Origin of the sequence: Mycobacterium asiaticum DSM 44297 (assembly GCF_000613245.1) — a bacterium.
Classification (GTDB): domain Bacteria; phylum Actinomycetota; class Actinomycetes; order Mycobacteriales; family Mycobacteriaceae; genus Mycobacterium; species Mycobacterium asiaticum.
In genome coordinates this window covers 1316151-1339878 of the sequence record NZ_HG964937.1, presented here as the reverse complement: position 1 = coordinate 1339878, position 23728 = coordinate 1316151, and the positions used below count along the sequence as shown (strand labels likewise).

Annotated in this window: 25 protein-coding genes and 1 pseudogene; 13 read left to right on the top strand and 13 right to left on the bottom strand. The window is 64.1% G+C overall.

Features of this window, described 5'->3' with window-relative positions; translation table 11 throughout:
• A pseudogene (locus BN972_RS30500) lies at nucleotides 1-240 on the top strand (PE family protein); the annotation flags it as partial.
• Nucleotides 241-360: 120 nt separating this feature from the next.
• On the top strand, nucleotides 361-699 hold the full coding sequence (locus BN972_RS16595) for a WhiB family transcriptional regulator (protein WP_036361102.1): 339 nt from the start codon (nucleotides 361-363) through the stop codon (nucleotides 697-699).
• Nucleotides 700-704: 5 nt separating this feature from the next.
• Here BN972_RS16595 and BN972_RS16590 read toward each other — a convergent pair whose 3' ends face one another.
• Together BN972_RS16590 and arr are read right to left on the bottom strand one after the other, a co-directional pair.
• Nucleotides 705-1274, bottom strand: coding sequence for an FKBP-type peptidyl-prolyl cis-trans isomerase (locus BN972_RS16590; RefSeq protein ID WP_051545526.1), 570 nt, complete (start codon nucleotides 1272-1274; stop codon nucleotides 705-707).
• An 85-nt stretch (nucleotides 1275-1359) separates the two neighbouring features.
• Nucleotides 1360-1800, bottom strand: coding sequence for an NAD(+)--rifampin ADP-ribosyltransferase (arr, locus tag BN972_RS16585; protein WP_036359905.1), 441 nt, complete (start codon nucleotides 1798-1800; stop codon nucleotides 1360-1362).
• Nucleotides 1801-1885: 85 nt separating this feature from the next.
• Between arr and BN972_RS16580 the strand changes: the two genes are divergently transcribed.
• On the top strand, nucleotides 1886-3136 hold the full coding sequence (locus BN972_RS16580) for a KasA/KasB family beta-ketoacyl-ACP synthase (RefSeq protein ID WP_036359902.1): 1251 nt from the start codon (nucleotides 1886-1888) through the stop codon (nucleotides 3134-3136).
• A 73-nt stretch (nucleotides 3137-3209) separates the two neighbouring features.
• Here BN972_RS16580 and BN972_RS16575 read toward each other — a convergent pair whose 3' ends face one another.
• Complete coding sequence (locus tag BN972_RS16575; RefSeq protein ID WP_036359899.1) at nucleotides 3210-4382, bottom strand: serine hydrolase domain-containing protein; 1173 nt, start codon at nucleotides 4380-4382, stop codon at nucleotides 3210-3212.
• Nucleotides 4379-5857, bottom strand: coding sequence for a biotin carboxylase (locus tag BN972_RS16570; protein WP_036359896.1), 1479 nt, complete (start codon nucleotides 5855-5857; stop codon nucleotides 4379-4381). Before BN972_RS16570 ends, BN972_RS16575 begins: the two co-directional genes overlap by 4 nt.
• A 125-nt stretch (nucleotides 5858-5982) precedes the next feature.
• Between BN972_RS16570 and BN972_RS16565 the strand changes: the two genes are divergently transcribed.
• A complete protein-coding gene (locus tag BN972_RS16565; protein WP_036359893.1) occupies nucleotides 5983-6297 on the top strand; it encodes a hypothetical protein in 315 nt (104 codons plus the stop codon).
• A 32-nt stretch (nucleotides 6298-6329) separates the two neighbouring features.
• Nucleotides 6330-7160: an enoyl-CoA hydratase/isomerase family protein gene (locus BN972_RS16560; RefSeq protein ID WP_200869734.1), complete on the top strand. Its 831-nt coding sequence runs from the start codon at nucleotides 6330-6332 to the stop codon at nucleotides 7158-7160.
• 14 nt (nucleotides 7161-7174) lie between these two features.
• Here the strand turns inward: BN972_RS16560 and BN972_RS16555 are convergent, their stop codons facing one another.
• The 6 genes from BN972_RS16555 to BN972_RS16530 all read right to left on the bottom strand — a co-directional run bounded on the left by BN972_RS16555 (nucleotide 7175) and on the right by BN972_RS16530 (nucleotide 13181).
• On the bottom strand, nucleotides 7175-7777 hold the full coding sequence (locus tag BN972_RS16555) for a carbonic anhydrase (protein ID WP_036359891.1): 603 nt from the start codon (nucleotides 7775-7777) through the stop codon (nucleotides 7175-7177).
• 150 nt (nucleotides 7778-7927) lie between these two features.
• A complete protein-coding gene (locus BN972_RS16550; protein WP_036359889.1) occupies nucleotides 7928-9691 on the bottom strand; it encodes an MOSC and FAD-binding oxidoreductase domain-containing protein in 1764 nt (587 codons plus the stop codon).
• Between the two features lie 58 nt (nucleotides 9692-9749).
• The gene (locus tag BN972_RS16545; protein WP_036359886.1) at nucleotides 9750-10385 is read right to left on the bottom strand and encodes a pyridoxamine 5'-phosphate oxidase family protein; all 636 of its coding nucleotides are present in this window, start codon (nucleotides 10383-10385) and stop codon (nucleotides 9750-9752) included.
• A 42-nt stretch (nucleotides 10386-10427) separates the two neighbouring features.
• On the bottom strand, nucleotides 10428-11588 hold the full coding sequence (locus BN972_RS31030; RefSeq protein WP_036359882.1) for a PPE family protein, SVP subgroup: 1161 nt from the start codon (nucleotides 11586-11588) through the stop codon (nucleotides 10428-10430).
• A 62-nt stretch (nucleotides 11589-11650) separates the two neighbouring features.
• Nucleotides 11651-12517 carry an alpha/beta fold hydrolase gene (locus tag BN972_RS16535; RefSeq protein WP_036359879.1) on the bottom strand — a complete coding sequence of 289 codons (867 nt, stop codon included), beginning with the start codon at nucleotides 12515-12517 and terminating at the stop codon, nucleotides 11651-11653.
• A 151-nt stretch (nucleotides 12518-12668) separates the two neighbouring features.
• The gene (locus BN972_RS16530) at nucleotides 12669-13181 is read right to left on the bottom strand and encodes a TetR/AcrR family transcriptional regulator (protein ID WP_036359877.1); all 513 of its coding nucleotides are present in this window, start codon (nucleotides 13179-13181) and stop codon (nucleotides 12669-12671) included.
• A gap of 108 nt (nucleotides 13182-13289) precedes the next feature.
• On the opposite strand from BN972_RS16530, the gene BN972_RS27770 reads away from it, so the two are divergent.
• Nucleotides 13290-14219, top strand: coding sequence for a LysR family transcriptional regulator (locus BN972_RS27770; protein WP_051545524.1), 930 nt, complete (start codon nucleotides 13290-13292; stop codon nucleotides 14217-14219).
• Between the two features lie 15 nt (nucleotides 14220-14234).
• On the opposite strand, the gene BN972_RS16520 is transcribed toward BN972_RS27770, so the two are convergent.
• Complete coding sequence (locus BN972_RS16520) at nucleotides 14235-15074, bottom strand: MBL fold metallo-hydrolase (protein ID WP_036359874.1); 840 nt, start codon at nucleotides 15072-15074, stop codon at nucleotides 14235-14237.
• A 179-nt stretch (nucleotides 15075-15253) separates the two neighbouring features.
• A complete protein-coding gene (locus BN972_RS16515) occupies nucleotides 15254-17758 on the bottom strand; it encodes a serine/threonine-protein kinase PknD (RefSeq protein WP_051545522.1) in 2505 nt (834 codons plus the stop codon).
• Between the two features lie 474 nt (nucleotides 17759-18232).
• Here BN972_RS16515 and BN972_RS16505 point away from each other — a divergent pair, with 474 nt between their 5' ends.
• The 5 genes from BN972_RS16505 to BN972_RS27765 all read left to right on the top strand — a co-directional run bounded on the left by BN972_RS16505 (nucleotide 18233) and on the right by BN972_RS27765 (nucleotide 21085).
• On the top strand, nucleotides 18233-19096 hold the full coding sequence (locus BN972_RS16505; protein WP_036359871.1) for a bestrophin family protein: 864 nt from the start codon (nucleotides 18233-18235) through the stop codon (nucleotides 19094-19096).
• Between the two features lie 169 nt (nucleotides 19097-19265).
• Nucleotides 19266-19511 carry a hypothetical protein gene (locus tag BN972_RS16500; protein WP_036359868.1) on the top strand — a complete coding sequence of 82 codons (246 nt, stop codon included), beginning with the start codon at nucleotides 19266-19268 and terminating at the stop codon, nucleotides 19509-19511.
• 62 nt (nucleotides 19512-19573) lie between these two features.
• Nucleotides 19574-19762, top strand: a complete 189-nt coding sequence (locus BN972_RS16495; RefSeq protein WP_036359864.1) for a hypothetical protein — start codon at nucleotides 19574-19576, stop codon at nucleotides 19760-19762.
• Nucleotides 19763-19816: 54 nt separating this feature from the next.
• On the top strand, nucleotides 19817-20158 hold the full coding sequence (locus tag BN972_RS16490; RefSeq protein ID WP_036359861.1) for a DUF2834 domain-containing protein: 342 nt from the start codon (nucleotides 19817-19819) through the stop codon (nucleotides 20156-20158).
• Nucleotides 20159-20590: 432 nt separating this feature from the next.
• A complete protein-coding gene (locus tag BN972_RS27765) occupies nucleotides 20591-21085 on the top strand; it encodes an SRPBCC family protein (RefSeq protein ID WP_051545520.1) in 495 nt (164 codons plus the stop codon).
• A gap of 82 nt (nucleotides 21086-21167) precedes the next feature.
• On the opposite strand, the gene BN972_RS16480 is transcribed toward BN972_RS27765, so the two are convergent.
• Nucleotides 21168-21647 carry a hypothetical protein gene (locus BN972_RS16480; RefSeq protein WP_036359858.1) on the bottom strand — a complete coding sequence of 160 codons (480 nt, stop codon included), beginning with the start codon at nucleotides 21645-21647 and terminating at the stop codon, nucleotides 21168-21170.
• Nucleotides 21648-21990: 343 nt separating this feature from the next.
• On the opposite strand from BN972_RS16480, the gene BN972_RS16475 reads away from it, so the two are divergent.
• On the top strand, nucleotides 21991-22593 hold the full coding sequence (locus tag BN972_RS16475; RefSeq protein ID WP_036359856.1) for a mycothiol-dependent nitroreductase Rv2466c family protein: 603 nt from the start codon (nucleotides 21991-21993) through the stop codon (nucleotides 22591-22593).
• Nucleotides 22594-23085: 492 nt separating this feature from the next.
• Nucleotides 23086-23728: PPE family protein (locus tag BN972_RS16470; RefSeq protein WP_148305407.1), on the top strand; the 643-nt coding region annotated here is incomplete at its 3' end.

The following is a 23728-nucleotide window of genomic DNA, read 5'->3' as shown; positions in this document are numbered from 1 at the left end:
GATCATGGCGGCAACGGCGGCATCGGCGGCAAGGCCGGCCTCATCGGCAACGGCGGCGCGGGCGGTCTTGGCGGCGCATCCGAACTGTCGACCACCGCCTTCGGCGCCGGCGGCAATGGCGGGGATGCCGTGCTGTTCGGCGCCGGCGGGAATGGCGGCAGTACCCAATCGCCGGCTGACCCCGGCACTGGCGGGGCCGGCGGCGCCATTTTCGGGTCGCCCGGGTTGAACGGTCTCGGCTGACGGCGCGTAGTTACCAAAGAGTGACCTTCGCCGGTGCGTGACGGATCCCACAACCGGCATCGATGTCGTATCTGATACATTTATGTATCTAGCGATCAGACGGAAGGGATGGGTTCGGTGTCAGGAATGCGGCCGGTTGCAGCGCTTGCGACAGCACAAACCACGACACGCTCAAGTGAGCGAGGGGACCGCGAGTGGGTCATGAACGCACTCTGTCGCAGCCAGGACCCGGATCAGCTGTTCGTGAGCGGCGCCGAGCAGCGCAAAGCCGTCTCGGTCTGCCGACACTGCCCGGTGATGCAGCAGTGTGCCGCCGAAGCGCTGGACAACAACATCGAGTACGGCATCTGGGGCGGCTTGACCGAGCGCGCACGCCGGGCGCTGCTCAAGAAGCATCCCGACGTCGTCTCATGGGCAGACTTTCTTGCGCGGCCCAAGGGCCGCTCGGCGGGTTAGCGGTTCTAGGCGCTGAGGATCTTGATCGCGAAGACCAGCGAGTCGCCGGGCTTGATCCCGGCGCTGGGCTGACCGTCGGGGTAACCATCCGCGGGGGTCATGGCGACGGCGACCGTCGAACCGACCTTCTGCCCCGCGATGGCCTTCTGGAAGCCGGTGATGACGTTGGTGAGCGGGAAGGCGACCGGGGCGCCGCGTTCGTAGCTGTTGTCGAACACCGAACCGTCGCGACCGTTGACGCCCATGTAGCAGACCGTCACCCGGGCCGTGGCCGGGACCAGCGGCCCGTCCCCGGCGTGCAGCGTCTGCACCTGCGTCTGGGTCACGCTGAAGGGCGGCGTCACGGCAACGCGCGGCGCCGCGGCATCGGTGGAACCGGTGACGGCGACGCTGCCGGTGGCCCCGTTCAATGTCCAATCGGGGGCGGCGCCGCTCTGCGGGGCAGCGGTCGGGCAGGTGGCGGCCGCGTTTGCCACACCGGCGGGCGCCAGGACGGTGACCGCTACGCAGGCCGTGAGCGCGGCGAGGGAATGCATCCGGGAGGGCTTCACGGCCGCCACGCTACAGCCATGCATTGCAAGCAGCTGCCGCCGGTCGCCGGCGCCGCCCGCGACTCAGGACACCACAATCTTTGCCCGCCTCAGCGCGGTAAGGACGGAATCAGTCGTAGATGACGGCGAGTCCCCGGCGCTCGAGATCAGCCAGGCCGTCGCGCATGGCTTGCAGCTGCTCGGGTGAGTGCCCCACCCAGTCGGTGAGCTCGCCGACGATCCTCACCGGCTGCCGGGTGCGGTAGGAGCGGGTCGGGTTGCCCGGGAACTTCTTGTCGGTGACGTTCGGGTCGTCCTCCAGCGGACCTTCGGGTTCCACGATGTATACGCGGCAGCGGCCGTCGCCAACGGCCAACTCGGCACCCCACACCGCGGCATCCAGGGTGGCCGTCACGTACACGTGATTGGCCGTGCGTCCGCCGCCGTAGTTCGAGCGGTACCCGGGCACCAGCCGGTCACCGACCGCGAGATCGGCCTTGGTTCCGTGCAGTAACGCACCGGACTCGTGGACGACGAAAGGCTCTGGCACGGTTGGCAAAAGCGGCTCCATTCGTTGGTGCGTGCTGGAGAAAGTGTGCCGCACGGTAGCGTCGGAACCCAGGGATGCTGGTAGGGACGGAAGGGGAGCGACCGTCATGGCAGGGTTGAGAACCGGCGAAGGGCTTGGCGGGGTCGTCGTCACCGCGGTGACATCCACCACCGCGCTGGCAACTGACGCCGAGGAGACCTGGCGGCAATTGCTGCAGGGGCATAGCGGAATTCGCGAGCTCGACAAGCCGTTTGTCACCGAGTTCGATTCGCCAGTGCGTATCGGCGGTCCGTTGCGCGAAAATTTCGACGAGCAACTCAACCGTGTCGAGTCGCGTCGGTTCGCGTTCATGCAGAAGATGGCGACGGTGCTGGGCCGGCGACTGTGGGAGCAGGCCGGTACACCCGACGTCGACACCAACCGGCTCATGGTCTCGATAGGTCTGGCGCTGGGCAGCACCGAAGACATTCCGCCGTGGTATGAGGTGTGGAAGGTCAAGGGCATGCGCGCGGTCACGCCGTTGTCGGTGCAGAAATACATGCCCAACGCGCCGGCCGCCGCGGTCGGGCTCGACCGCCAGGCCAAGGCGGGAGTCATCTCGCCGGTGGTGGCCGACGCTTCGGGAGCGACGGCAATCGCGCAAGCCTGGCGCCAGATTGTCCTCGGCGAGGCGGACGTCGCGATCTGCGGCGGGGTGGAGACCGTCATCGAAGCGGTGCCGACCGCCACGTTCTGGCAGCTGGGCATGTTGTCGACCAACAATGACGATCCGCCCGGCGCGTGCCGGCCGTTCGACGCGCACCGCGACGGCATGGTCTTCGGGGAGGGCGGCGCGCTGCTGCTGGTCGAGAGCGAGGAGCACGCCAAGGCCCGCGGCGCGCCGATCCTCGCCCGGTTGATGGGCGCGGCCTCGACGTCGGACGGATACGACGTCGTGGAGCCGGACCCGAGCGGCCAGCGCGCCGGCGACGCGATTGCCCGCGCCGTCGAACTGGCGGGGTTGCAACCGACCGACATCGACCACGTCAACGCCCACGCGACCGGCACAAAGTCCGGCGACCTAGCCGAGGCCCGGGCCATCCGGCGGGCGCTCGGAGCCCACTCGCCCGCGGTCTATGCACCCAAGGCGGCGCTCGGTCACTCGCTGGGCGCCGCGGGGGCGGTCGAGGCGGTGCTGACCGTACAGGCGCTGCGGGACGGAATCATCCCGCCCACGTTGAACCTCACTGAGCTGGACCCCGAGATCGATCTCGATGTCGTTGCCGGGGAGCCCCGCCGCGGCGATTTTCGCTATGCCGTGACGGAGTCGTTCGGCATGGGTGGCCACAATGTTGCGGTGGTGTTCGGCGCCGCCTGATCTGTCATTCCGAGCCGTCGACGCGACCGCAAGAGTCGCGCCAATGGCGCATCCGCGCATCGGCGACGCTGCATCAAGTCGTGCGCGTCAGTTCGTGAGCGACCGCGTCGAAAGCCCGTAGCGCATCGACCGTGTGCGGCTCGTGTGACTCGGACTCGGTGGACAGTTTGGCGGCGACTACCTCCGCGGCTCGGTTGACATAGATCATCTGGCCGCGCATGCCCAGGCACAGCAGCACGTTGCTGCCTTCGTAGGGGAACCACACCTGGTTGCGGTACATCCCGCCAGGCATTTCGTTGTCGTCGGGGCCGGCGGCGAACGCTGCGCGCGAGTCGGGTCCACCGTCGAGGGTGTCGGCGATCCACGCCGCCGGCACCACTTGCCGACCGGTCAACGAGACGCCGTCGCGCAGGAACAGCGACCCGAACCGGATCATGTCGGTGAGGCAGGCGTTGATGCCGCCGTCGAACAGGCCGGTGCCGTCGCTGTCGACACCAATGCTGGCGTCGGCCTCTGCGCCGATGTGGCTCCACAACAGTTCCGACATCAGCGCGGGCATCCGCTGGGCGCCGACGACTTCGCAGATCCAGCCGAGCACGTCGGTTTCACACGAGCGATATTCAAATGGGCCGCCGTGCGGCGCCTTACGCTGCAGGGTCAGCAAGAAGTCTTTCAGGGTGGCGGGTGCGTCGGTACTACTCTTGGGCGCCCACCCCATCGCCTGATCGAGGAGATGGACCTCTGCCGACGGGTCTTTGTAGTTCTCCGAAAACGCGATCCCCGACCGCATGTCCAGCAGTTGGCGCACCGTCGCACCGGCGTAGCCGCAGTGTTCCAGGGCGGGGACGAATGCGGTCACCGGCGCGTCAAGTTCGATGGCGCCAGACCCATGCAGCGCACCGACGACGACGGCCACCAGCGATTTGCTCACCGAGAACAGCAGGTGTCGGGTGTGGCGTGTCAGGCTTCCGCAGTATTGCTCGGCCAGCAGCGAACCGCGCCAGGCGACGGCCCAGCCATCGGTGGCGGTGGTGGCCATCACGGTGCCGACGGTGGTGGCCACCCCCCGCTTGGTGGTCACCGGAATATCGGCCACTGCAGTCTGCGCGCTGGCCAGCGGCGCGACCGGCCCCGACCCACGGGAGATCAACTCGGTAGGCACCATGTCTTCGACATGCTGAAATGACCACTGCGCGTAGGGAAATGACAGCCAGTTCTGCAGCGAGATGCCAGCCGGAACGCTCACGCTCGTGCGACGAGGCGGGAGACGATCGGCGCCGCCGGCACCAAGGGCGTCGATACGAATTTCGACTTCATGCCTTTGACCCAGCGTTGGCAGCGTTCGGTGAGCCGGTAATCGTCGGTCTGCAGGTGTGACCGGGTGACGAGCACACCCAGTTGCGCGCCCTCCGAACGCAAATCGCCAGGTGCCGCGACGCGCATGTAGAACGCCTCGGACCCGTCGAGCAGCGTGGCCCAGTCGTTGGCGGAGCGCGCAAACGAAACGCGTCCTTCGTCGTCGATGCGCCACACACCGGTGCGCGGTGTCGCGGTGAAGATCTCGAGATCCGGCGATGTCTCGGTGATGATCACCTGGCCCCACACCTCGTCCTCGCCATAACCCCGCTCCCAACGGGCGTTGATCTCGTCGATGTCGAGTTCGTATTCCACGTCCATGTATTCGAGCAGGTGAAACAGGAACAGCGGCATGTCGGCGTAGGCCTCGGTGGTCAGGTTCGTCATCGGGCTGGCGCCACTCAATCGCGGATTGACCTCGCCCAGGTACAGCTCATCGGAGTCGAGGTCATGCAGCAGGTCGACCTCGAAGTAGCCGCGGTAACCCTCGCGGCGCATGACGTCGCCAAGCTTTCCCACCATTTCTCGCGCAATGCGGGTCTGCGCCGGCGGCAGCACCTCACGCCAGATGTCGTTGCCGCACCAGCTGCCCCGGTGCGGGGTGAGCTCGGAGTAGCCGACGAGACTCGTCATCGCCGGGCCGATCACGGTGCCGTGGCGGGTCACCGCACCTTCCAGGCACACCTCCACATTGCGGATGCGCTTCATGACTTTGACTTCTTGCTGGCAGGTCAGGTCGGCGGCGTGCTCGTCCCAGTCGCGCTGACCGTGCACAAAGAACGTGCCGCTACCGGCGTTGCCATACGCGACGGAGATGACCAGGTCGTCACCCAGGCCCGCGGTTTGCGCCAGCGCCAGCAGTTCGTCGTAGGAGCCGGCCCGCCCGATCGCATGCGGGACGCTCGGTATACCCGCCTCGTTCGCTAGGCGCGTCATGACAATCTTGGAGCCCAGCCGCTCGCGCAGCTCTAACGGCGGGTGCATGACCTCGAGACCGGCCTGCCGCGCAAGTGCCTGGATTTCCGCGTTCAGCATCACAAAGCAGCACTTGCCGCCGGGGCCGCGACCCGCGATGAACTCCAGCGTCTCGGGATCGGACAGCAGATGGCTGCACACCTCGTCCATGGAGTCGAAATCACGACGGTCGCGTCGCCGGGGCACGAAGACCCGCGAATGTGTGCCCTCGAAGGAGTCAAAGTAGGTGAGGTAGAAGAAGTTTCGGATCCAGCGGTCAACACCCAATAGGTTGAAGGGGGTCGGCGAGATGAAGTACAGCGGCACCTTGTTGGTGTGAAAGAACGCGCGGATGTCTGACAGGCCTTTCAAGGGGCGGCGCGATTCAGCGGGCACGGGGGATGGGTCCATTACTCAAGTTTGCGGCATACCTCTGACGGTGTCGCCTTTTTCCGGCTCAGCCGATGCCCAGAAGTCTTGCGCTTTCGGAGTCGCATCAGGTCAGCTGGTTACATCCCGAGCGAGAGGTTCGTCCGATGATCAAGCAAATCCTCGGTGTATCGGCTGTGTCATTGGCAGTCGCCACGGTAAGCACCCTGACTGCCACTCCGTCAGCCCAGGCCGACACCTACTGCGGCAAGTCGAGTCGCGGGGCGTCGGTCTACGCAGGCAACTCGGAAACGTCGTGCCAATTCGCCCTCAGCACCGCCGAGGCGTACCACGCTTACGGAAACGGCTCACAGCCGTTCGACGTGAAGAGCCCGGTCACCGGTCAGACCTATTCGATGACGTGTACCGCTGCCGGTTCGATCTGCCAGGGCGGCAACAATGCCTTGGTTTACTTGCGCTAGCCGTCGTTGAGTTTCCGGTACGAGGATGGGGCGTGAAAGTGCAGCAGTGGACGCATTTTTCCGTTCACGTCGACGACGAGTCGCTGTGGCGGGTCACCTTCGACAGCCCACCGATAAACATGGTGACCCCGGAGATACTTCTCGAATTGCCCGAACTGATCGACCAGATGACGGCGGCGCCTGAATTACGCGTGGTGGTGTTCGAGTCGGCCAACCCGGACTACTTTCTGAATCATTACGACACGTCCAGGGTCGCCGAAACGCCGAAAGGGTTAGGGCCCACGGGGTACCCGCTCACGGTCGACACCAGCATCCGCCTCTCCCGGTTGCCGGTGGTATCAATCGCCAAGATTCGCGGCCGGGTGCGGGGGATCGGTAGCGAACTGGCCCTGGCGATGGACATGCGGTTCGCCAGCGAAGGGGCGCTCTTCGGCCAGCCGGAAACCGCCAGCGGAAACCTGCCCGGCGGGGGCGGCCTGGAACACCTTCCGCTACTGCTTGGTCGTGCTCGGGCCCTGGAGGTTGTGCTGTCCAGCGACGACTACCCGGCTGAGCTTGCCGAACGTTACGGGTGGGTCAATCGTGCGGTTGCCGATCAGGATCTAGATGCGTTGGTAGACAAGCTGGCTCGCCGGATCGCCTCCTACGACAAGGCTTGTATCGCGGTGGTCAAGGAGCAGATCAACCGCCACACCTTGCCCTCGCCGGAGGATATGGTGTCCTCGCTGCAGATCTACCTCGACTCGTTCGACTGGCCAGGATCCAAACGCCGGCGGGAAGCGGCCCTGGCCGCCGGGCGCAATCGGCCCGGGGACTACGAGTTGCGCATGGGCTATCACCTGGGCCAGCCGCTGGATGACTAGGAAGCTTCCCCGAGTTATCGAGGCGTGACGCTGACATCGCCGACGAATGCATCGGCGTCGATGTCGTACACGTGGCCGATCACCTCCACCGACGACGGAACCGCCGGCGAGTCGCGAACGAGCTGAACATCATGGCGCAGCGTAGAAGTCAGGTGATCGATGGCGATGCTTGGAAAGTCGTAGGCACCACCGATGTCGATGCCCTGCTCCAGCTGGTACGCATCGAGGAGGCCCTGACCGGTGAAACTGCTTGTGCCGCAGTTTGTGTGGTGTACTACAACGACCCTCTCCAGGCCGAATAGATGATGCGCGATGGTGATGGATCGCAGGGCGTCGACCGCGCGGCCACCGGCCACCACCACGGGAAAGATTGTCGATGTAGAACCGACTTTTCTGCCCTCGCGGTCATGCACCACCTCGCCCGGATACACCTCGTCGGCCAGAAACTTCGCGAGTTGGAACGGAATGTCGGCCGCGCGGGGGTCATAACAGTAGGTGACCACGGTTTTGAGGGGCACCGCGTTGTGGAAGACTTGCCGCACCTCACGCTCGACGTAACCCGGAGTCTGAGAGTAGACGAAGCGATCCAGGTCGTCAGCGTTGGTCAGGTATGTCATGTGTGCTCGATTCTTTGCGGCAAAGCATGTTTCGTGTTGACTCGGGTTCGAGCTTGGCTTACAACGCCGCCCCCAAAAAGCGGCAATATCAGATCACTGTGATCGCTCTCGGTGGCAAATACCGTTGGCAGCGATCGCGTTAAGGCTTCCTCAGAGGTCGAGAACGACGTCCTCAGACGGAGAGGAAACGCACAAGAGGACGTTGCCCGAGGCCGGGCGTTGGAGGGGTTCGACGCTGTACCGCACTTCCCCGGAGAGCAGCGCCGTTTCGCAGTTGTGGCATACACCGGTACGGCATGACCACCGGGTCGGCACGTCGCATGCTTCGGCGAAGTCGAGCAGGCTTGCGTAGCTGGGAGCCCACTTCGCGGAAATTGCACTGCGAGCGAATTGGATGTCCGGGCCTGGTCCCGCCGGGCCCTCCGGTTGATGCGGAGGTTTGACATCGGTGGGGGTGATACCTGGTGTGAGGGCGGAACGGGCGCCGAATTTCTCCCGATGAACATTGGCGGGGTCGAGACCGCGTGCCACGAGCGCCTCACCCATCTCGTCCATGAACGAATCCGGCCCGCATAGGAACGCCTCCGCGTTGACCGGCAGGGCCAGGCCGGCGAGCTGGTCTGCGGTGAGCCGGCCCGCGTCGTCGTAATCGACACCCACGCGGTCGGTGGTCGCCGGCGCGCTATAAGAAATGTGTGATCGCCCGTTGGGCAGAGCGTCCAGCAACTCCCGCGCTTCCGCTGCAAGCGCATGTTCCGCGCCGTTACGCGCGACGTGCACCCACCAGACGGACCGTTTCGACGCGGTCATCGCCAATGCATACAGCATCGAAATCACCGGCGTCACACCGACTCCCGCGGACAGCAGGATGAGTGGGCCCTGACCCCCGTCCAGGACGAAGGTGCCCCGCGGCGCCGCGACGTCGATGACGTCACCGGGGCGGACGTGGTCGTGAATGTAGGCACTGACGGTACCGCGCAGCTCCCGCTTGACGCTGATCCGGTACTTGCCGGTGCCGAGCCCGTTCGACAGCGAGTAATTGCGGATGAGCGGCTCGCCGCCGGGTTGGGCGGGAATGCGCAACGTGATCGACTGGCCGGGCAGCCAGTCCGGCAGCGGCGCGCCGTCGGGCTCGCCCAGCCAAACCGAACGCACGCTTGAGCTTTCGTCATGAGTGTCGGTCACGCGCAGTGGCCGAAAGCCCGGCCACGCCGGCGGTGGCACGTTGCTGCCGGTCAACCCGCTGTTACCCGCCGCTGTTGCGTCGGCAGCGTCCTGATCGAGCAGCTGCTGCAGCGACCACTTCCAACCGGGACTCAGCGCGGGAATACGCAGTGCCTGTTTCAAAATCTCGCGAGGATGGCCCGGCAGATACAGGAGAGCGTCGATCTCGGCGACGGTCAGGCCTTCGGGGCCGGCGGCGATCTTCTCGATGGCCTGTCCAGCCTCGACTTCGCCTTCGGTCAGCACGCGGCAGTAAAAGCCCGGCCGTCGGTGCGACACCAGCAGCGCCGGCATGCGTGGCTCGCCGAGCCGGATCCCCACCCGGTAACAAGTAACCCGAGGTTGGGTGACTTCGAGGACCACCTGACCGATCCGGTAGCGATCCCCGATGCAAACTTCGTCGTCCGGTAGCCCGTCGACGGTCAGGTTCTCCCCGAACGCGCCCGGTGTCAGGTCGTCCCGGCCGAGCTCGGCCGCCCAGTGGTCATAGGAGGCGACCTGGTACACGAGCACCGCCCGGATTTCCCCACCGTGACCGTCCAAGTCACCTTGGCCGTCGCCGTCGATGTTGAGCCGGCGAACCATCCGCGGTCCCGCAACGGGGCTCTTCCAGACTCCCGTGTAGACGGTACGACCCTGCCAAGAAACACTTTTCGGCTTACCGACGTTCACCGACACCAGTTTCGCCATGCTGAGATCCTCCCTGGAAAGTCACTGGTTTGCCACTGGGCGACCGAAGACGTGCCGGTCACTCAGACGACCGAATCTCATTTCGCAGTCGGACATTCTCCGCCTGCAGCGACGCGAGCTCGTTCCGCAGCGGCGCCAGCACTTGTTGAAGCTCGGGAGCGGTGTACCTCGGCGTGATGTGCTGCGGGCAGTTCCAGTCGAATGCCTCGACGTCGACAACGACGGCGCGCTCGACGGCGGCGTCGTAATCGGGCACGGTCAAGGACGCCACCAGTTCACGATCTTCCTGAGTGGTGACGACCCGGGCACGACCAAAGATCTTGAGGCGCCGTCGGTGCACGTAGTCGACGGTGATGATCGCGACGCGATCTTGACCGGCCAGGTTGCCGGTGGTGATGTACTGCAGATTGCCCCGAAAGTCAGCCCACCCGATGGTGTGTTCGTCCAGTACACGGAGGAATCCGGTTGGGCCGCCGCGGAATTGGACGTAAGGCCAGCCCGACTCGCTGACGCTTGCCAGGTAGAAGCTGTCACGCTGGGCTAGGTAGTCCTGCTCGATGACGGTGAGTGGGTCGCGGCCGGGCGCGGCCTTGCCGGCGACGCGTTTGCGGTCATAGAAAGCTTCGCTGCCATGGTCGCGTTGGACGGTGCGGACCGCGTCGGTGAAAGCGATGCTTGGGTAGTGCTTGCTCATGAATACCTCCCCGCCAACGGGCGTTTCGCTTGCACTCAGACGCTATTGCGCAAGTAGCCGGCCCTTGTGCCGACTGAATTCCTCGTCGGTCAAGATTCCGCAGTCGCGTAACCGTGCCAACTCGTAGAGGTCGGCCGCCAAGGTGGCGACCGGCCCGGTCGCTGCCGGCCTCATCAGTGTGTCCGGCTTCGGGGGTGACCCCGCGGTGCCGACCCGGCACCCGACTGTTGCCGCACCGATCGAAGCCAGTGGGCCCAGGAAACCGTCTCGCCCCAACGCGAACGTGTCACCGCGCAAGCTCGCGTGCGGCAACGGACTTACGCTGGACCGCAGCGCCGGAGCGGCCGCCCAACCCGGGGGGACCGACAAGCCGCCGACCGTTCGCGCCGCGGCCATTCCGGCTGACACCCGGGCTTGCACCGAACCCGTCGGGGCGGCGGTCAAGCGCGGCGCACCCAACTGGTCGAGGCGCGCGAGAATCTGGTCTTCGGTTGCCGAGATTTCGTATCCCACGTTCATGATCTCGGTCCTGGCCTGCGATGCCGATTCCGACGCGGCATAAGCATTGGCCAGGCTCGTCGTCCCCATGACCGTGTTGGCCGGTGACAACAGGTTCAGCGGCGGCGTGAGCCCGAGACTTTGTAGGAGGGCGGGCAGCGCCGCCGGCTGCGGCAGATCGGCCATGGCCGCCGCCGGCGGGCTGAACGGCGTCAACGTCGCCGCTCGCGCCGAAGCCGCGGCATATTCGTACATCGCGCCGGCGTCCTGGGCCCACATCTCGGCGTATTCGGCCTCAGTGGTCGCAATCGCAGGAGTGTTCTGACCGAACGTGTTGGTCGCGACCAGCGACGCCCGCAGATAGCGGTTGGCCGCAATGATCGGTGGCGGCACGGTCGTTGCGAAGGCCGCGCCGAAGGCCGCCGCCGCCGCCTTCGCCTGACTCGCGGTCTGCTCGGCTAGGCCCGCTGTGTGGATGAGCCATGCGACTTGGGTCAGCACCGCGGCGGCCATCGACTCCGCGGCCGGGCCCAGCCATTGCTCCGCACTGAGTTGCGTTGCCGCGGCCGCGTAATCGGTTGCAGCTGAGTCGAGTTGACCGGCAAGCCTGTCCCAGGCTGTCGCGGCGGCCAGCATCGGTGCCGCGCCTGGACCGGCATAGATACGCGCGGAGTTGACTTCCGGGGGCAAGGCCCCGTAATCCATGGCGGCATCTCCTTTCTCGCGGTGAGCGGCCGGCGCCGCCCACCGCGAAAGCCCAGAGCTCGTCAGAGCCGGCTGAGAAATTCGCGGATGTAACCGCTGATCTCATCGCCGTGTGTCTCCAGCGCGAAATGTCCCGCGTCGAGCAGGTGAAACTCCCCGTCGGGCAGGTCGCGACGAAACGCTTCCGCGCCGGGGGCACCGAAAATCTCGTCGTTCTTGCCCCAGGTAACAAGCAACGGAGGCTGGTGGGTACGGAAATACTCCTGGAACTTGGGGTAGCCGTCGAGGTTGAACTGGTAGTCCCAGAACAGCTGCAGTTGAATGGCGTCATTGCCCTTGCGATCCAGGCCGGCCTGATCCAAGAGCCAGGTCTCCGGGGCGATGCGGTCAAGCCGGTCCGCCGGAACGCCGTGGGTGTACTGCCAGTGCGTCGTCGCCAGCGTGAAGTATTCGCGTACCGAGTCTTCATTTGCCGCACGGTCTTTCGCGTGTGCGAACAGCCTGTCCCAGAAAGGTGTGAATCCTTCCATATACGCGTTTCCACTCTGGGTGATGATCGCGGTGATCCGGTCAGGTTGTGCGCTGGCGATGCGCAATCCGATGGGCGCGCCGTAGTCGTGGATGTAAATGGCGAAGCGTTCCAGACCTAGGTGTGTGATGAGCTTCTCGGTGATTTCGGTGAGCCGGTCGAAGCTATAGGTGAACTGGTCGACCGAGGGCATCGAAGAGCGTCCAAAGCCGACGTGGTCGGGCGCCACCAGATGGTAGGAGTCGGCCAGAGAGTCGATCAAATTGCGAAACATATGTGAGCTGGATGGAAAACCGTGCAAGAGAAGCAATGTCGGATTGGTCCGGTCACCGGCCTCGCGGTAGAAGACGTCGAGGCCGTCGATGGAAACCGTGTGATAACGCGTGCTGAACTCGGTCATGCTTTCCTTCATCGATAGGCGTGGGTACGCCTAAAGATTGCGCCGCAGCGCCTCCGCGGAAAAAGGAGCAATGCCGAATCGCAGTGATCGTTGGCGGGCATCAATGCCGTTGGCCCGCACATCACGACTCCGGCAGGCATGCCCTTCGGTGTCAGGTCAGGGCAGCGGTCGCCTGGTCGAACACATCGGTGTCACCTAGTGCGCGAGCCAGTATCATCGCGCCTTCCAAGGTGGCAAAGATCTGCACGGCGCGTGCGCGCGGATCGGGCCCGCCGAGCCGTTCCGCGAGGTCGCCCGTCACGCGGGTGAAAAAGTCACGGGCGGCCTGGGCAACCTCTGCCGGCAGGCCTACCGTTTCGGCGCCCAGCGCCCCGCCCATGCACATGCGTCCGGTCGTCTGCAGCACATCTCGGAACACCGCCAAGTAAGCCGAGACCACATCAACGCCGCCGGCCGTCGCATCCGCCACCGCCGCAAGAACCTTGTCTGTGTACCGGTGCATCACCGCAACGGTCAACGCCGCCTTGGTAGGGAAGTGGTGGTGGACACTGGAGCTTTTGATGCCGGCTTCGGAGGCCAGATCGCGGAAGCTGTAGCTGTTGTATCCGGCGTCGCTGATGTGCCCCTCGGCCAGATCCATCAGCCGCTCGGCAGTGTCGCTCATCACCCTCCCTATCGGTAGATAGCTTTTGACAACCCTAGCCTGAACTCCTACATTGGGTATATCTACCTATCGATAGATAGATTGACCAGTCGAGGACGGTGAGCAGGCGTGGAGCTGCGCCAACTGGAAGCCTTCGTGGCAGTCGCGACCGAGCTGCATTTCGGGCGCGCGGCCGGAAAGCTGCACATGGGGCAGCCGACCGTCAGTGACCTGATCCGGCGCTTGGAGCGCGAGATGGGCACGAAGCTGATGACCCGCACCACCCGTCGAGTGGCCCTGACCAGCGCCGGAAGTGAACTGCTGGGTCGCGCGAAAGTCATTCTCGACGAGGTGGGATCGGCTTGCGCCGCCGTACACAGGCTGGCGGCAGGCCAGGCCGGCACGGTTCGCCTGGGCATCACGCCGCCGGTTGCACCGGCACTGGCGCCCCACCTTGCCACGGCTCTGCGCAACGCGGCCCCGGACGTCGACCTCGTCGCTCGACGGTTGTGGTTGCCGGACTTGGACCGGGCCCTGACCGACGGCACCGTCGACGTCGCGATCACCTGTGGCGCGTTCGCGGAACCACCGGGGGTAGTCGGTGAAGTGTTCTGCGGCGAGCCGTTGCAGGTGGCGCTGCGGCCCGATCACCCTCTTACCGAACGGGATTCGGTCGCATTGAGCGATCTGGCCGGGGAGACGTTCGGCCTCCACAGCGCGGCGCTCTTCCCGGCTTGGTCCAGGGCACACCTGCAGGCGCTCCAAGCGGCGGGAGTCGCACCGGCGATGGTCGAGCTGGCCGATACCGATTTGTTCGCCCGCCGCTGGGCGGAGCAGAACGAGGTCGATTGGATCCTGACCACCGCGTCGATGGCTGCGACCGGACTGAGGACCCCCACTCGACCGGTGCGACCGGCCCAAGTTGTGCCATATACGTTGCAGTGGAATCCCAGTCGAGCCGCCAACGCCGCGGTGGGCCGTTTCGTGCACCTGGCACTCACGGCCGATGTTCCCGCGGGCTGGGTAACCCTGCCCGGTCACTTACGGCACCGACGCTGACGGTAACCGGGTGCCTCATTCACACGGCGTGAATGTATAGCTTTCTCCGTGCGCCAGATACACGAATTCGGTTGCGGTGCGTGATGCCTCAGCTGCCTTCTGGAAGTCGTCAAGGCCGGAGAGGAACACCGAGAAGTCGTTGTAATGGATCGGAATCGCGGTGCGGGGCTTGGTGATTTCGACCGCACGTACCGCCTGCTCGCCCGTCATCGTTACGACAGTCACGAGGAATGTTGTGCCGCCCGTGTGAATGAGGCCCAGGTCGATATCCGGGTATCGCTGGGGGATTTCTTTCAGGTTGTCGACGAGCATGGTGTCCCCGGTGATGTACAGCCGGTACCGCAGCTCACCATCGCGGCCGAAATCGAGCAGGTGGCCGTTGACGGGCATGAGCAATTCCTCGACAGCCTCCTCCGTCGCGTGCTTGGCCGGCATGGCCGTAATCTTCAGTGTCGCTTCGCCTTTACGTACCTCGACGGATTCCCAAGTGTCGAGGGGGAGACCGCGCTGGAACCCGAGAGCTCTCAACTTGTCCACCGCGTCGGCCGTCGAGACGATCGGCAATGCCTTATCGAGCTCGCGCGCCGCCACGTCATCGAAATGGTCACCGTGATAGTGCGATAAGACGATCAGGTCGATCGGCGGGAGGTCGCTGATCTGGCAGGCCGGCTCCACTTCGCGCCGTGCCCAAATGCCGTGGCCGAGGTGAACATGCTCGCCCTTATGTAGAAAAGCCGGATCGGTGAGAATCGTCAATCCACCGTAACGGATTAGCGTTGTTGCGTTCCCGATGAAGTAGACGTCACCCTCGGTGAAATCCGCTGTCTCGTCGCTGGGAAGCGTGAGGGATGTCATGCGCTCGCTCCTCGAGATATCTCCATGCGCCAGAAGCAGGTCTGCGCCCGCTCATGCAGTAGAGAATCCTCTGGCATCTAGACCGGAACAAGGGACAGAACCAGATGAATATGATCGTCAGCCCCGATGAGTCAGCAAGCGCGACAGCGCCGCGAAAACGTCGGCGCCTTCCTGCACTGTCAGTTCGGGGGGAGCTTCAGCACCCGGTTATTGCCGGCGTCCACGACATAGACGTTGCCGGCTGCGTCGACCGCGACGCCTTGTGGATTGCTAAGGCCGTTGAACGGCAACGTGATCGCCGTGCTCGATTCCCTGACCAGCTTGAGAACCCGATTCCCGTGGCTGTCGGACACGTACACGTTGCTGTCGGTGTCGACCGCCACCCAGTCCGGACGACCAATCACGTAGGGCAGGACGGTATCGACGATCGCCGTCCGGGGCAGCTTCAGCACCCGCTCGTTCTCCCGATCGATGACGTAGACGGCATGGTCGAGCCCGACAGTCACGGCTGAGGGACCGTCCAATCCGGTGAACGGCAGCTCAGTCTGCTCGGCCGAATGCATCCGCAGCGCCAGCACCCGGTTGTGTGTGGCGTCGGTGACGACGACGGCTTGGTCCGGGCGAGGGTCGTGCGAACTGAGCGCCACACCCGTGGGCTCCCCGAGGTCGGTGAACGGCAGCACGACCGGGGCCGTCGACCCTGCCGTCAGCTCCAGCACCCGGTGCCGCCCCGGTTCGGTGACTACCACGTCGCCCGCATTGTCGACCGATATGTCGTCGGGATGATCCAGGCCGGCCAACGGGACCACAGTCTGACTCGTCGAGCCCGCGGACAACTTCAGCACCCGATTGTTGCCGCTGTCGACGACGTACACGTCGCCCTTCGCGTCGACCGTAATGCCCGCAGGTCCGGCGAGACCGGTGAACGGCAACGGGGTCTGACCCGGCGCCTTCGAATGGGTTTGGTTGGCGAGCCCCAAGAAGGCGGCGACGGCGGCAGTGACGATCACGGTGGCGGCGATGGCCAAGGCGCGCCGACGATTGCGCGACGTCGGCGCCGCGTCTGTCGAGTCGGTGGCCGGCGGTGCGGCGGACGGTTCCGTGAGGACATCGACGGAGCCGGAGGCGAGTGCCTGCGTTGCAGCCGCAGCCAATTCACTCGCGGTTTGGTATCGGTCATCGAGTTCCTTGGCCATCCCGCGCGCGATGACCTCGTCAAAACCGACCGGTATTGCGGGGTTGATGCTGCGGGGTTTGGGCGGCTCGCTGAACAGATGAGCGGCGGCCAATCCCTCCACACCGCCGCCGGAAAAGGGTGGCTGCCCAGTCAGGCACTCGTAGAGCACACAAGCCAATGAGTACACGTCACCCCGAGCATCGGCGATGGTTTCGAGCTTGAAGCGCTCCGGAGCCATATACGCCGGAGTCCCTGGATTGATATTCGTGCGGGTCAAGCGAGTTCCGACCGCCTCTTGCACCAGTCCGAAGTCGATCAAGTACACGAATTCATCGGCGACCATCAGGAGGTTCGACGGCTTCACATCGCGATGCACCAGCCCCGACTTGTGGGCTGCGTCCAGCGCCGCAGCGGCCTGTTCGATTACCCGCACTGCCTTGGGCGGACTCATTGGCCCGTCGCGGCGCAGCACGGTGTGCAGGTCGACACCGTTGATGATCGGCATCACCAGATACAGACGCCCATCTATCTCCCCGGCGTCGTAAATGGGGATGATGTTCGGGTTGGCCAATCGGCCGGCCGCATAGGCTTCACGACGGAACCGCTCGTCAAAGCCCGGCTCGGTAGCCATTTCCGGCCGCAGCACTTTGACGGCCACGTCGCGGTCCAGGGCGGTGTCATGGGCCCGATAAACCGAGCCCATGCTTCCCTGACCGAGCAGTTCGAACAGCCGATAGCGGCCGAACTCGACTTCACTCGCAGGCTTCGCTGCTGCAGCGACGGGGGAGGCGAGGGCATCTCGTGCCGCGACAGCCAACTCGCGGGCGGTTTGATAGCGGTCTTCGTGCCGCTTGGCCATGCCACGCGCCATCACTTCGTCAAATCCAGCCGGGATTGCGGGGTTGATGTCGGTGGGCTTGGGCGCTTGCTCGCCTTCAACGACCTGCTCTCCGGTCAGGCACTCGTACAGCACACAGGCCAGGGAATAGATGTCGGTGCTGGGTTCGACGGGACCGGGACCGTAGCGCTCGGGCGCCACCGCAAAATCGAGCAGGTACACGAATTCGCCCCAGGCCACGAACAGGTTCGACGGCTTCACATCACCGTGAACCAGCCCTTCGTTGTGGATCGCTTCCAGGGCCACGGCAACCTGCTCGATTACGCGAACAGCGGACCGTGGATTCAGCGGACCGTCGCGACAGACCAAGCTGTGAAGATCAGTCCCGTCGAACATGGGCATCGACAAGTAGAGCCGTCCGTCGATGGTGCCGATCTCGTAGATGGGCATGATGTGCGGACAGCTCAGCCTCGCCGCAATGGCGAGCCGATCGCGGAGTCGCTCATGCCGCCCCGGCTCGTCCGTCGACGCCGACGGGAGCAACCGAACGGCAACTTCGCGACTCATCGTCGTGTCGTAGGCCCGATAGACCGTGCCTGTCCCGCCCCAACGGAGCGTCTCGAGTAGCCGGTAGCGCCCGAAGGCCTCGCCCGCCGACTCCGCCCCCACCAAACCTCCCTCCGACCGCACGAACGGTGCCTGGATGCTACAACGCCTGCGTGCGGGCCTTGGGGGATTTGCGGGCCGTCGGGGGCTTTGGCGGCGGCCGATGCCACGAGTTCGGTAACGGTTGCTCCATGTCCAGCACGCTGCTGGATGCGCCGTTGATGCGGATCCGCATAACCGGCGGAGCCGGCCGGTGATCCGGACTTGATCACGACAGGGACCTGATGATCGACGAGCTCACAACCGTCAAGAGGTCGAACGTCCAGTCCCGACTCGGCCGGCTAACAGCGGAGCAAGTCGTCGGGGTCGAGCGAGCGATGATGGCATTCCTCGGCCTCGCGCGATAGCCCGTCATGGCACGACACCATTGGATATCGGTAATGGAAACCAGAGGTGTTGCGCCAGGCATCGAAATCTGAGACGATCCGGCGGCGGTGCGGCAGCTGAGCCGTCCATCCCAACTACGCGAAATTGACTATGATCCAATACGATTCGCACAAATGGCTTGACCACTTTTTCGATATCCGGGGCTCGCTCGTCCGGGAGATCATCGGTCGAGTCTCCCTATGCGTCGCATGGTCGGCGGCGGTTGTCGCCTTTCACAACTACGTCGCTCCAGTCGGCATGCCGATCCAGCTGCACACACTGATGGGCCTTGCCCTCGGTCTCCTGCTGGTCTTCCGCACCAGCTCCAGCTATGAGCGTTTCTGGGAGGGACGCAAACTCTGGGGAGGGATCGTGAATGAAACACGGAACCTCGTCCGGAGCGCCAGCGTCTACATAAAGGGGGATCCGGCGCTGGTCGCCCGACTCACCCGCTGGACAGCCGCTTTTCCCTGGGCGACCATGCACGTCCTGCGCGGAATCAAAGGACCCTGGCCACATATCACCGAACTTCCGCCCGCCGAGACGAAGGAAGTGAGCGACGCCCAGCATCCCGCTCTCGCTGTGGCCGGCAAGATGTCCGCTTGCCTCGGGGAGGCGCGTGAGCGCGGCCTGATCTCTGACATCATGCTCACGTCGATGGACGAGAACATTCAGCTCCTAGTCGACTACCTCGGCAGCTGCGAACGAATTCACAAGACTCCGATGCCGTTCGCCTACGCCGTTCACCTGCGCCGCGCGCTGGTTCTCTATTGCTTCACCCTCCCGTTCGCCATGGTCGAGACCTTCGGCTGGACAACCATTGTCGATGTCCTCATCATCGCTTACACATTCTTTGGCATCGAGGAAATAGGCGTAGAGATCGAAAGCCCCTTTGGGGATGACGCGAACGACCTTCCCCTCGAGGACATCTGCGAGACGATCCACAAAAACATCTACGCCCAGGCTGGCATTTAGCGGTGGCGCATGACGACCGCAGCGCCAGAAGCCGCCCACTTGTGCTGTGACCGTTAGGGATCGTTGCCGCAATCGCGATTTCGCGCTCCTATCGTTGGAGATACGAAATGCCTAAGCGTTCGATCCGCGTAACGCCTATCGGCGTCCGCAAGCCTTGGGGGGCTGTGACATGAGCACCGCAATCGACGCGCACGACCAAGTCGACAAGTGCGCGGCCTACAACCATGACGATTTCATCGCGGCGGTTGCAAGCATCAACGCACTTGGCTGTCGAGACGACACCGCACTCGTCGAACAGAAACCGCGTTGGCGGCTCACCGAAGAAGAGATCGTACGCGCGGCCACCACGATGATCTTGGTATCTCTCATGGCGCTAATTGGGCTCTCCGCGGGCGCGATCTTCACGATGGGTTAACAGCGGTACGGGCTAGTTGGGATGCCGACGTCGGCACTGAGGTGCTGGCGCACGATAGAGGCTTGGGCGACCGGGCGAAAACATTTGGGGGACCGGGCGCCGGCATCGCGGTTTCCCGGCAACCCGCCACCTCCGATTCCACCGTATTCTTGCGCATACTCAAGCCGACGAACCAAGGCAAACTGCTCGAACGCCGCATCGACATCACGCTTACCGAACCTCTCGGACTTACCGAAGCAGAGGTCGCCTGACCATCCGAATCCACAAGTATTGACAATTGCTCTGGTGGACAAATACTCACGGGTATGACCGCTGCCCGAAGAAACCTCTGCATCCTTTACGGGGTGATCGCGCTGGTGGCGCTCATCGCCACCTGGGCGCACAACATCGCGTACTTCTCGGCCGGCGGAGACACGCTCGACTTCCTCGCGAGCTGTTTCGCCAATCACGCCGTCAGCTCCATGACCATCGACCTGACACTGGTCTCGGTCGCAGCGCTTGTCTTCATGGTTGTCGAGGCACGCCGGATCGACGTCAAGTACCTGTGGGTGTACGTCGCGCTGGGGTTCGTCGTTGATATCAGCGTGGCCGTTCCACTCTTTCTCATCGCCCGCGAACGGCGTCTGGCACAGCTCCAGGACGCTTGATTCCGTACAGGCTGCCGTCGTACTTGGCCACCCAGCGGGCGCCCCGGGATTCGGAGGAGTACGGCGTATTCAACTTGACATAATGTCGCTTATCGGTAATTGGATGAGCTGCCGGTTCGCCACGAACGAGGATCTATTGCCCGGCCGTTGTCCGACCCGGCCCGGAATCCAAGGTTGCCCAATAGTGCATATCGCCCGGGGCTCGGGCCGCCTTCCTACTCGGGCCGCGTCAGGTTCTACCCGGCCATACATTGCGCACCGGTCCGCAGCCGGCGGCCACTGCGCGGAGACCGGCGCCAACTCCCTCCCGCCGTCCTCGTCGCCAATACGTCACAGTGACGATTCGCGGATGGGCCGTTCCCGGTTATGTTCTGTCGCAGCTCTTTTCCGTCGGCGGTGTTAGATTGAATCGGCCTAGCCGCAGGAGGTGCAATGCACGAGCTGGTCGTTGATGAGAACCTCCCCGCGACCGCCAGGGCTGTCGGCATCGCGGAACGAGAGATGGCGGTGAGCGCAGAGCAGCTGTTCGCCGCATTCGAGGACGAGGCGTGGTGGCCAAAATGGGTGCCCGGTATGCGCGAGACCACTTGGACGAGCTCGAAGCCGTTCGTGAGCGGGACGACCCGCGCCGTGGAGATGTTGGGCGGTCACCGGATCGACGAAGTGTTTTGGGCTTGGGAACCCAACCGCCGCATAGCTTTCAGTGTCGCTGCGGTGAGCATCGGCTGGTTGAGCGGCTTAACCGAGATCTACGACGTCACGCCCCTGTCGTCTGGGCGCTGCAAGCTGCGTTGGACGCTGGCATTGAGCTTCTCCGGCAGACTCGCGATGATCGAACCGGTCTATGCTCGCACCTTACCCATGACTCAGAAGCGTCTGCTCAGAAAACTCGAGCGAGCAACACGGGAAATCGCGACGTCGGCGTAAACCCTTTCATCAGAGCACCACTAGAGACTCACGCTGACAGCGCGGACGTGCTCTGCCGCCGCCCCGCTGGCGGCTGATCGATCTACTTACTGCGCGGAATGTAGACCCAGCCATTACGCAACAACCCAGTGGGATGCTCGGTAACCACGCCCCGCGCGGTGCGATCGCCGGGGCGGACCGTGGCAAGTGGAATGGAGCCCTTAAAGGTCGTCAATGCGTAGGTGGTAATGGCGTGGCGGGCGCTGGCGGCACCCTCGAGCTTGCTGTGGGGGCTTGTCCTCACGGCGAACGTGCGGGTACCTCCAAGCTCGTCGACAACCTCGCCCGAGACCAGCAGATCGTAATAGCCGTCGGTGTCGCCGGTGATGTCGAAACGGAAATATAGCTCGCCAGGACCGCCCGGTAGTTGGAGCTCAAAGGCCGCATTTGGCACCACCGTCACACTTGCCGCAGCCCGGTTCGGATCGTGCCGTACAAAGGCCCTCCGCACGAACCACGCGATCGACAAAACCATCAGGACGGCGAGCGCGATCGATCCGATGACGATCGCGTTCTCCGACACGCACGCAACCTATCAAAGGCCGATCGCCCACTGACCACCTCAAGACAAAGCCCCTGACGCCCGAGTCATCCGACCAATCCGCGCTACCCCTCGTGGCCGCCCACTACGCGATCGTCCGGTCGAATCCCCACTATTCCTGAGCCCCACACCCCCGGCCCACTTGAATTCGTCACTGTGACGAATCTTATTGCAGCGCAGGGTTATTGCGACATGCATCCCGCCCCCGCTGATTCCCGATCGCGGTATAGGGATTACCCGAACTGTTGCCGGGTACCCCGCTGCAAATGAGGAAAGACCTATCCCGCCTGCACCTGCAACGCGGCGCACAATCCGGTGGCGCGCGATGACACGGATCGACTTCTATTTCGATCCGGTGTGCCCCTTCGCATGGGCGGCCTCCCGCTGGCTGCTCGACCAGTCCGGCCACCGCGACCTCGACATCAACTGGCACCTGATGAGTCTGGCGTTACTCAACGAAGGCCAGTCTGACGAGTCGGAGAAACAGCGCAAGCACCTTGAGATGTCGCATCAACTCGGGCGCGTCGTGCTGGCCGCCGTCGAAGTCAGCGGCCCCAAGTTGACCGAACCGGTGTATACCGCGCTCGGCCGGCATCTTCACGAGGCAGGCGACGACATGACACCACAGCTAGTCGGCGAGATTCTGGCCGAATGCGGAGTCGACAGCACCCTCGCTGAGGCAATGTTCGATGACGAGCGTGACGACGCGCTTGCCCTCGCACATCAGGAAAGCCAAGACGCCCTCGGTGGTCCCGGCGGGTGCCCGATCCTCTGCATTGACGACGCCTGTTTTTTCGGCCCCGTGCTGACCGGGATTCCCACCGGCCGCGAGGCCGACGATCTGTTCGACGCGCTCGTGACGCTCGCCCACGCTCCGACCTTTGCGGAGATTCAGCGACCGCACGAGGGACCGCCGACATTCAACTAGCGCCCACTCACCTCGAGGCCTAGGCCGGCTCGACTCGACGCCCCGGCCGAGTGTGCATCGCACGACGGGACACGCCGACGAAGCGTCGCGGGATTTACGCTCGACGGTGCCTCATAGGCCGGCTGAGAGATATTGGCAAACTTCAACTGCCGCGAAAATGCCCAATTCTGAGAAATTCTCAGCGTAATATGCTGTGGCTTAGATCGCGCTGAGAAGGCAATCCCGGCAAGAGTTTGTAGTCAAATGTCGGCCGAAGCTCACCGGCGGAACCTGAGAGAAATTCACAGGAAGGCTGGCACTGCAACAAATCTGCTGTTCATCAGGCATGCGGACCGAAATTAACTCACTGGACAATTCCGCTACGGCCACGAATCTAATGTATTCACACACTCAATTCGCTATCGCATGGCAATATCGGCGCGTATCGGATGGCTCTGTGCATGCGGCAAAGATGCAGCCGGAGCGACGCGACACGGAAAGGGTGACCCGACAATGAGCTTCCTGATGCTGCCGCCAGAGATTACCTCGGCTTTGATGTTCTCCGGCGCGGGTTCGGGTCCAATGCTGGAAGCTGCTGCGGCGTGGCAGTCGTTGGCCTCGGAATTGGATTCCGCGGCGGAGTCGTTCTCGGCATTGACCTCGGAGCTGACCGCCCAGGCATGGCAGGGTCCGGCGGCCCAGGCCATGGCGGCAGCAGCAGCGCCGTACGCCAATTACTTGGCGACGGCGGCCGCCCAGGCGGCGGGAACCTCGTCACAGGCACAGGCCGTCGCGGGTGCATTCGAAGCGGCGCTGGCAGCCACGGTTCACCCGGCGCTCATCTCGGCCAATCGCTCGAACCTGGTGTCGTTGGTGCTGTCGAATCTCTTCGGGCAGAACGCGCCGGCGATCGCCGCGATTGAAGGCATCTACGAGGAGATGTGGGCGGCGGACGTGGCGGCGATGCTGGGCTATCACGGCGGCGCGGCGGCGGCCGTGGCGCAACTGATTTCGCCGGCCGCAGCCGCGTTGCCCAGCTTTGGTTACGGCAATGTCGGGGAAGGCAACATCGGGTTCTTCAATACCGGCACGCTGAACTTCGGCATCAACAACACCAGCCCGTTCTTCACTCCCACCGACCCCATCACCACCTTCG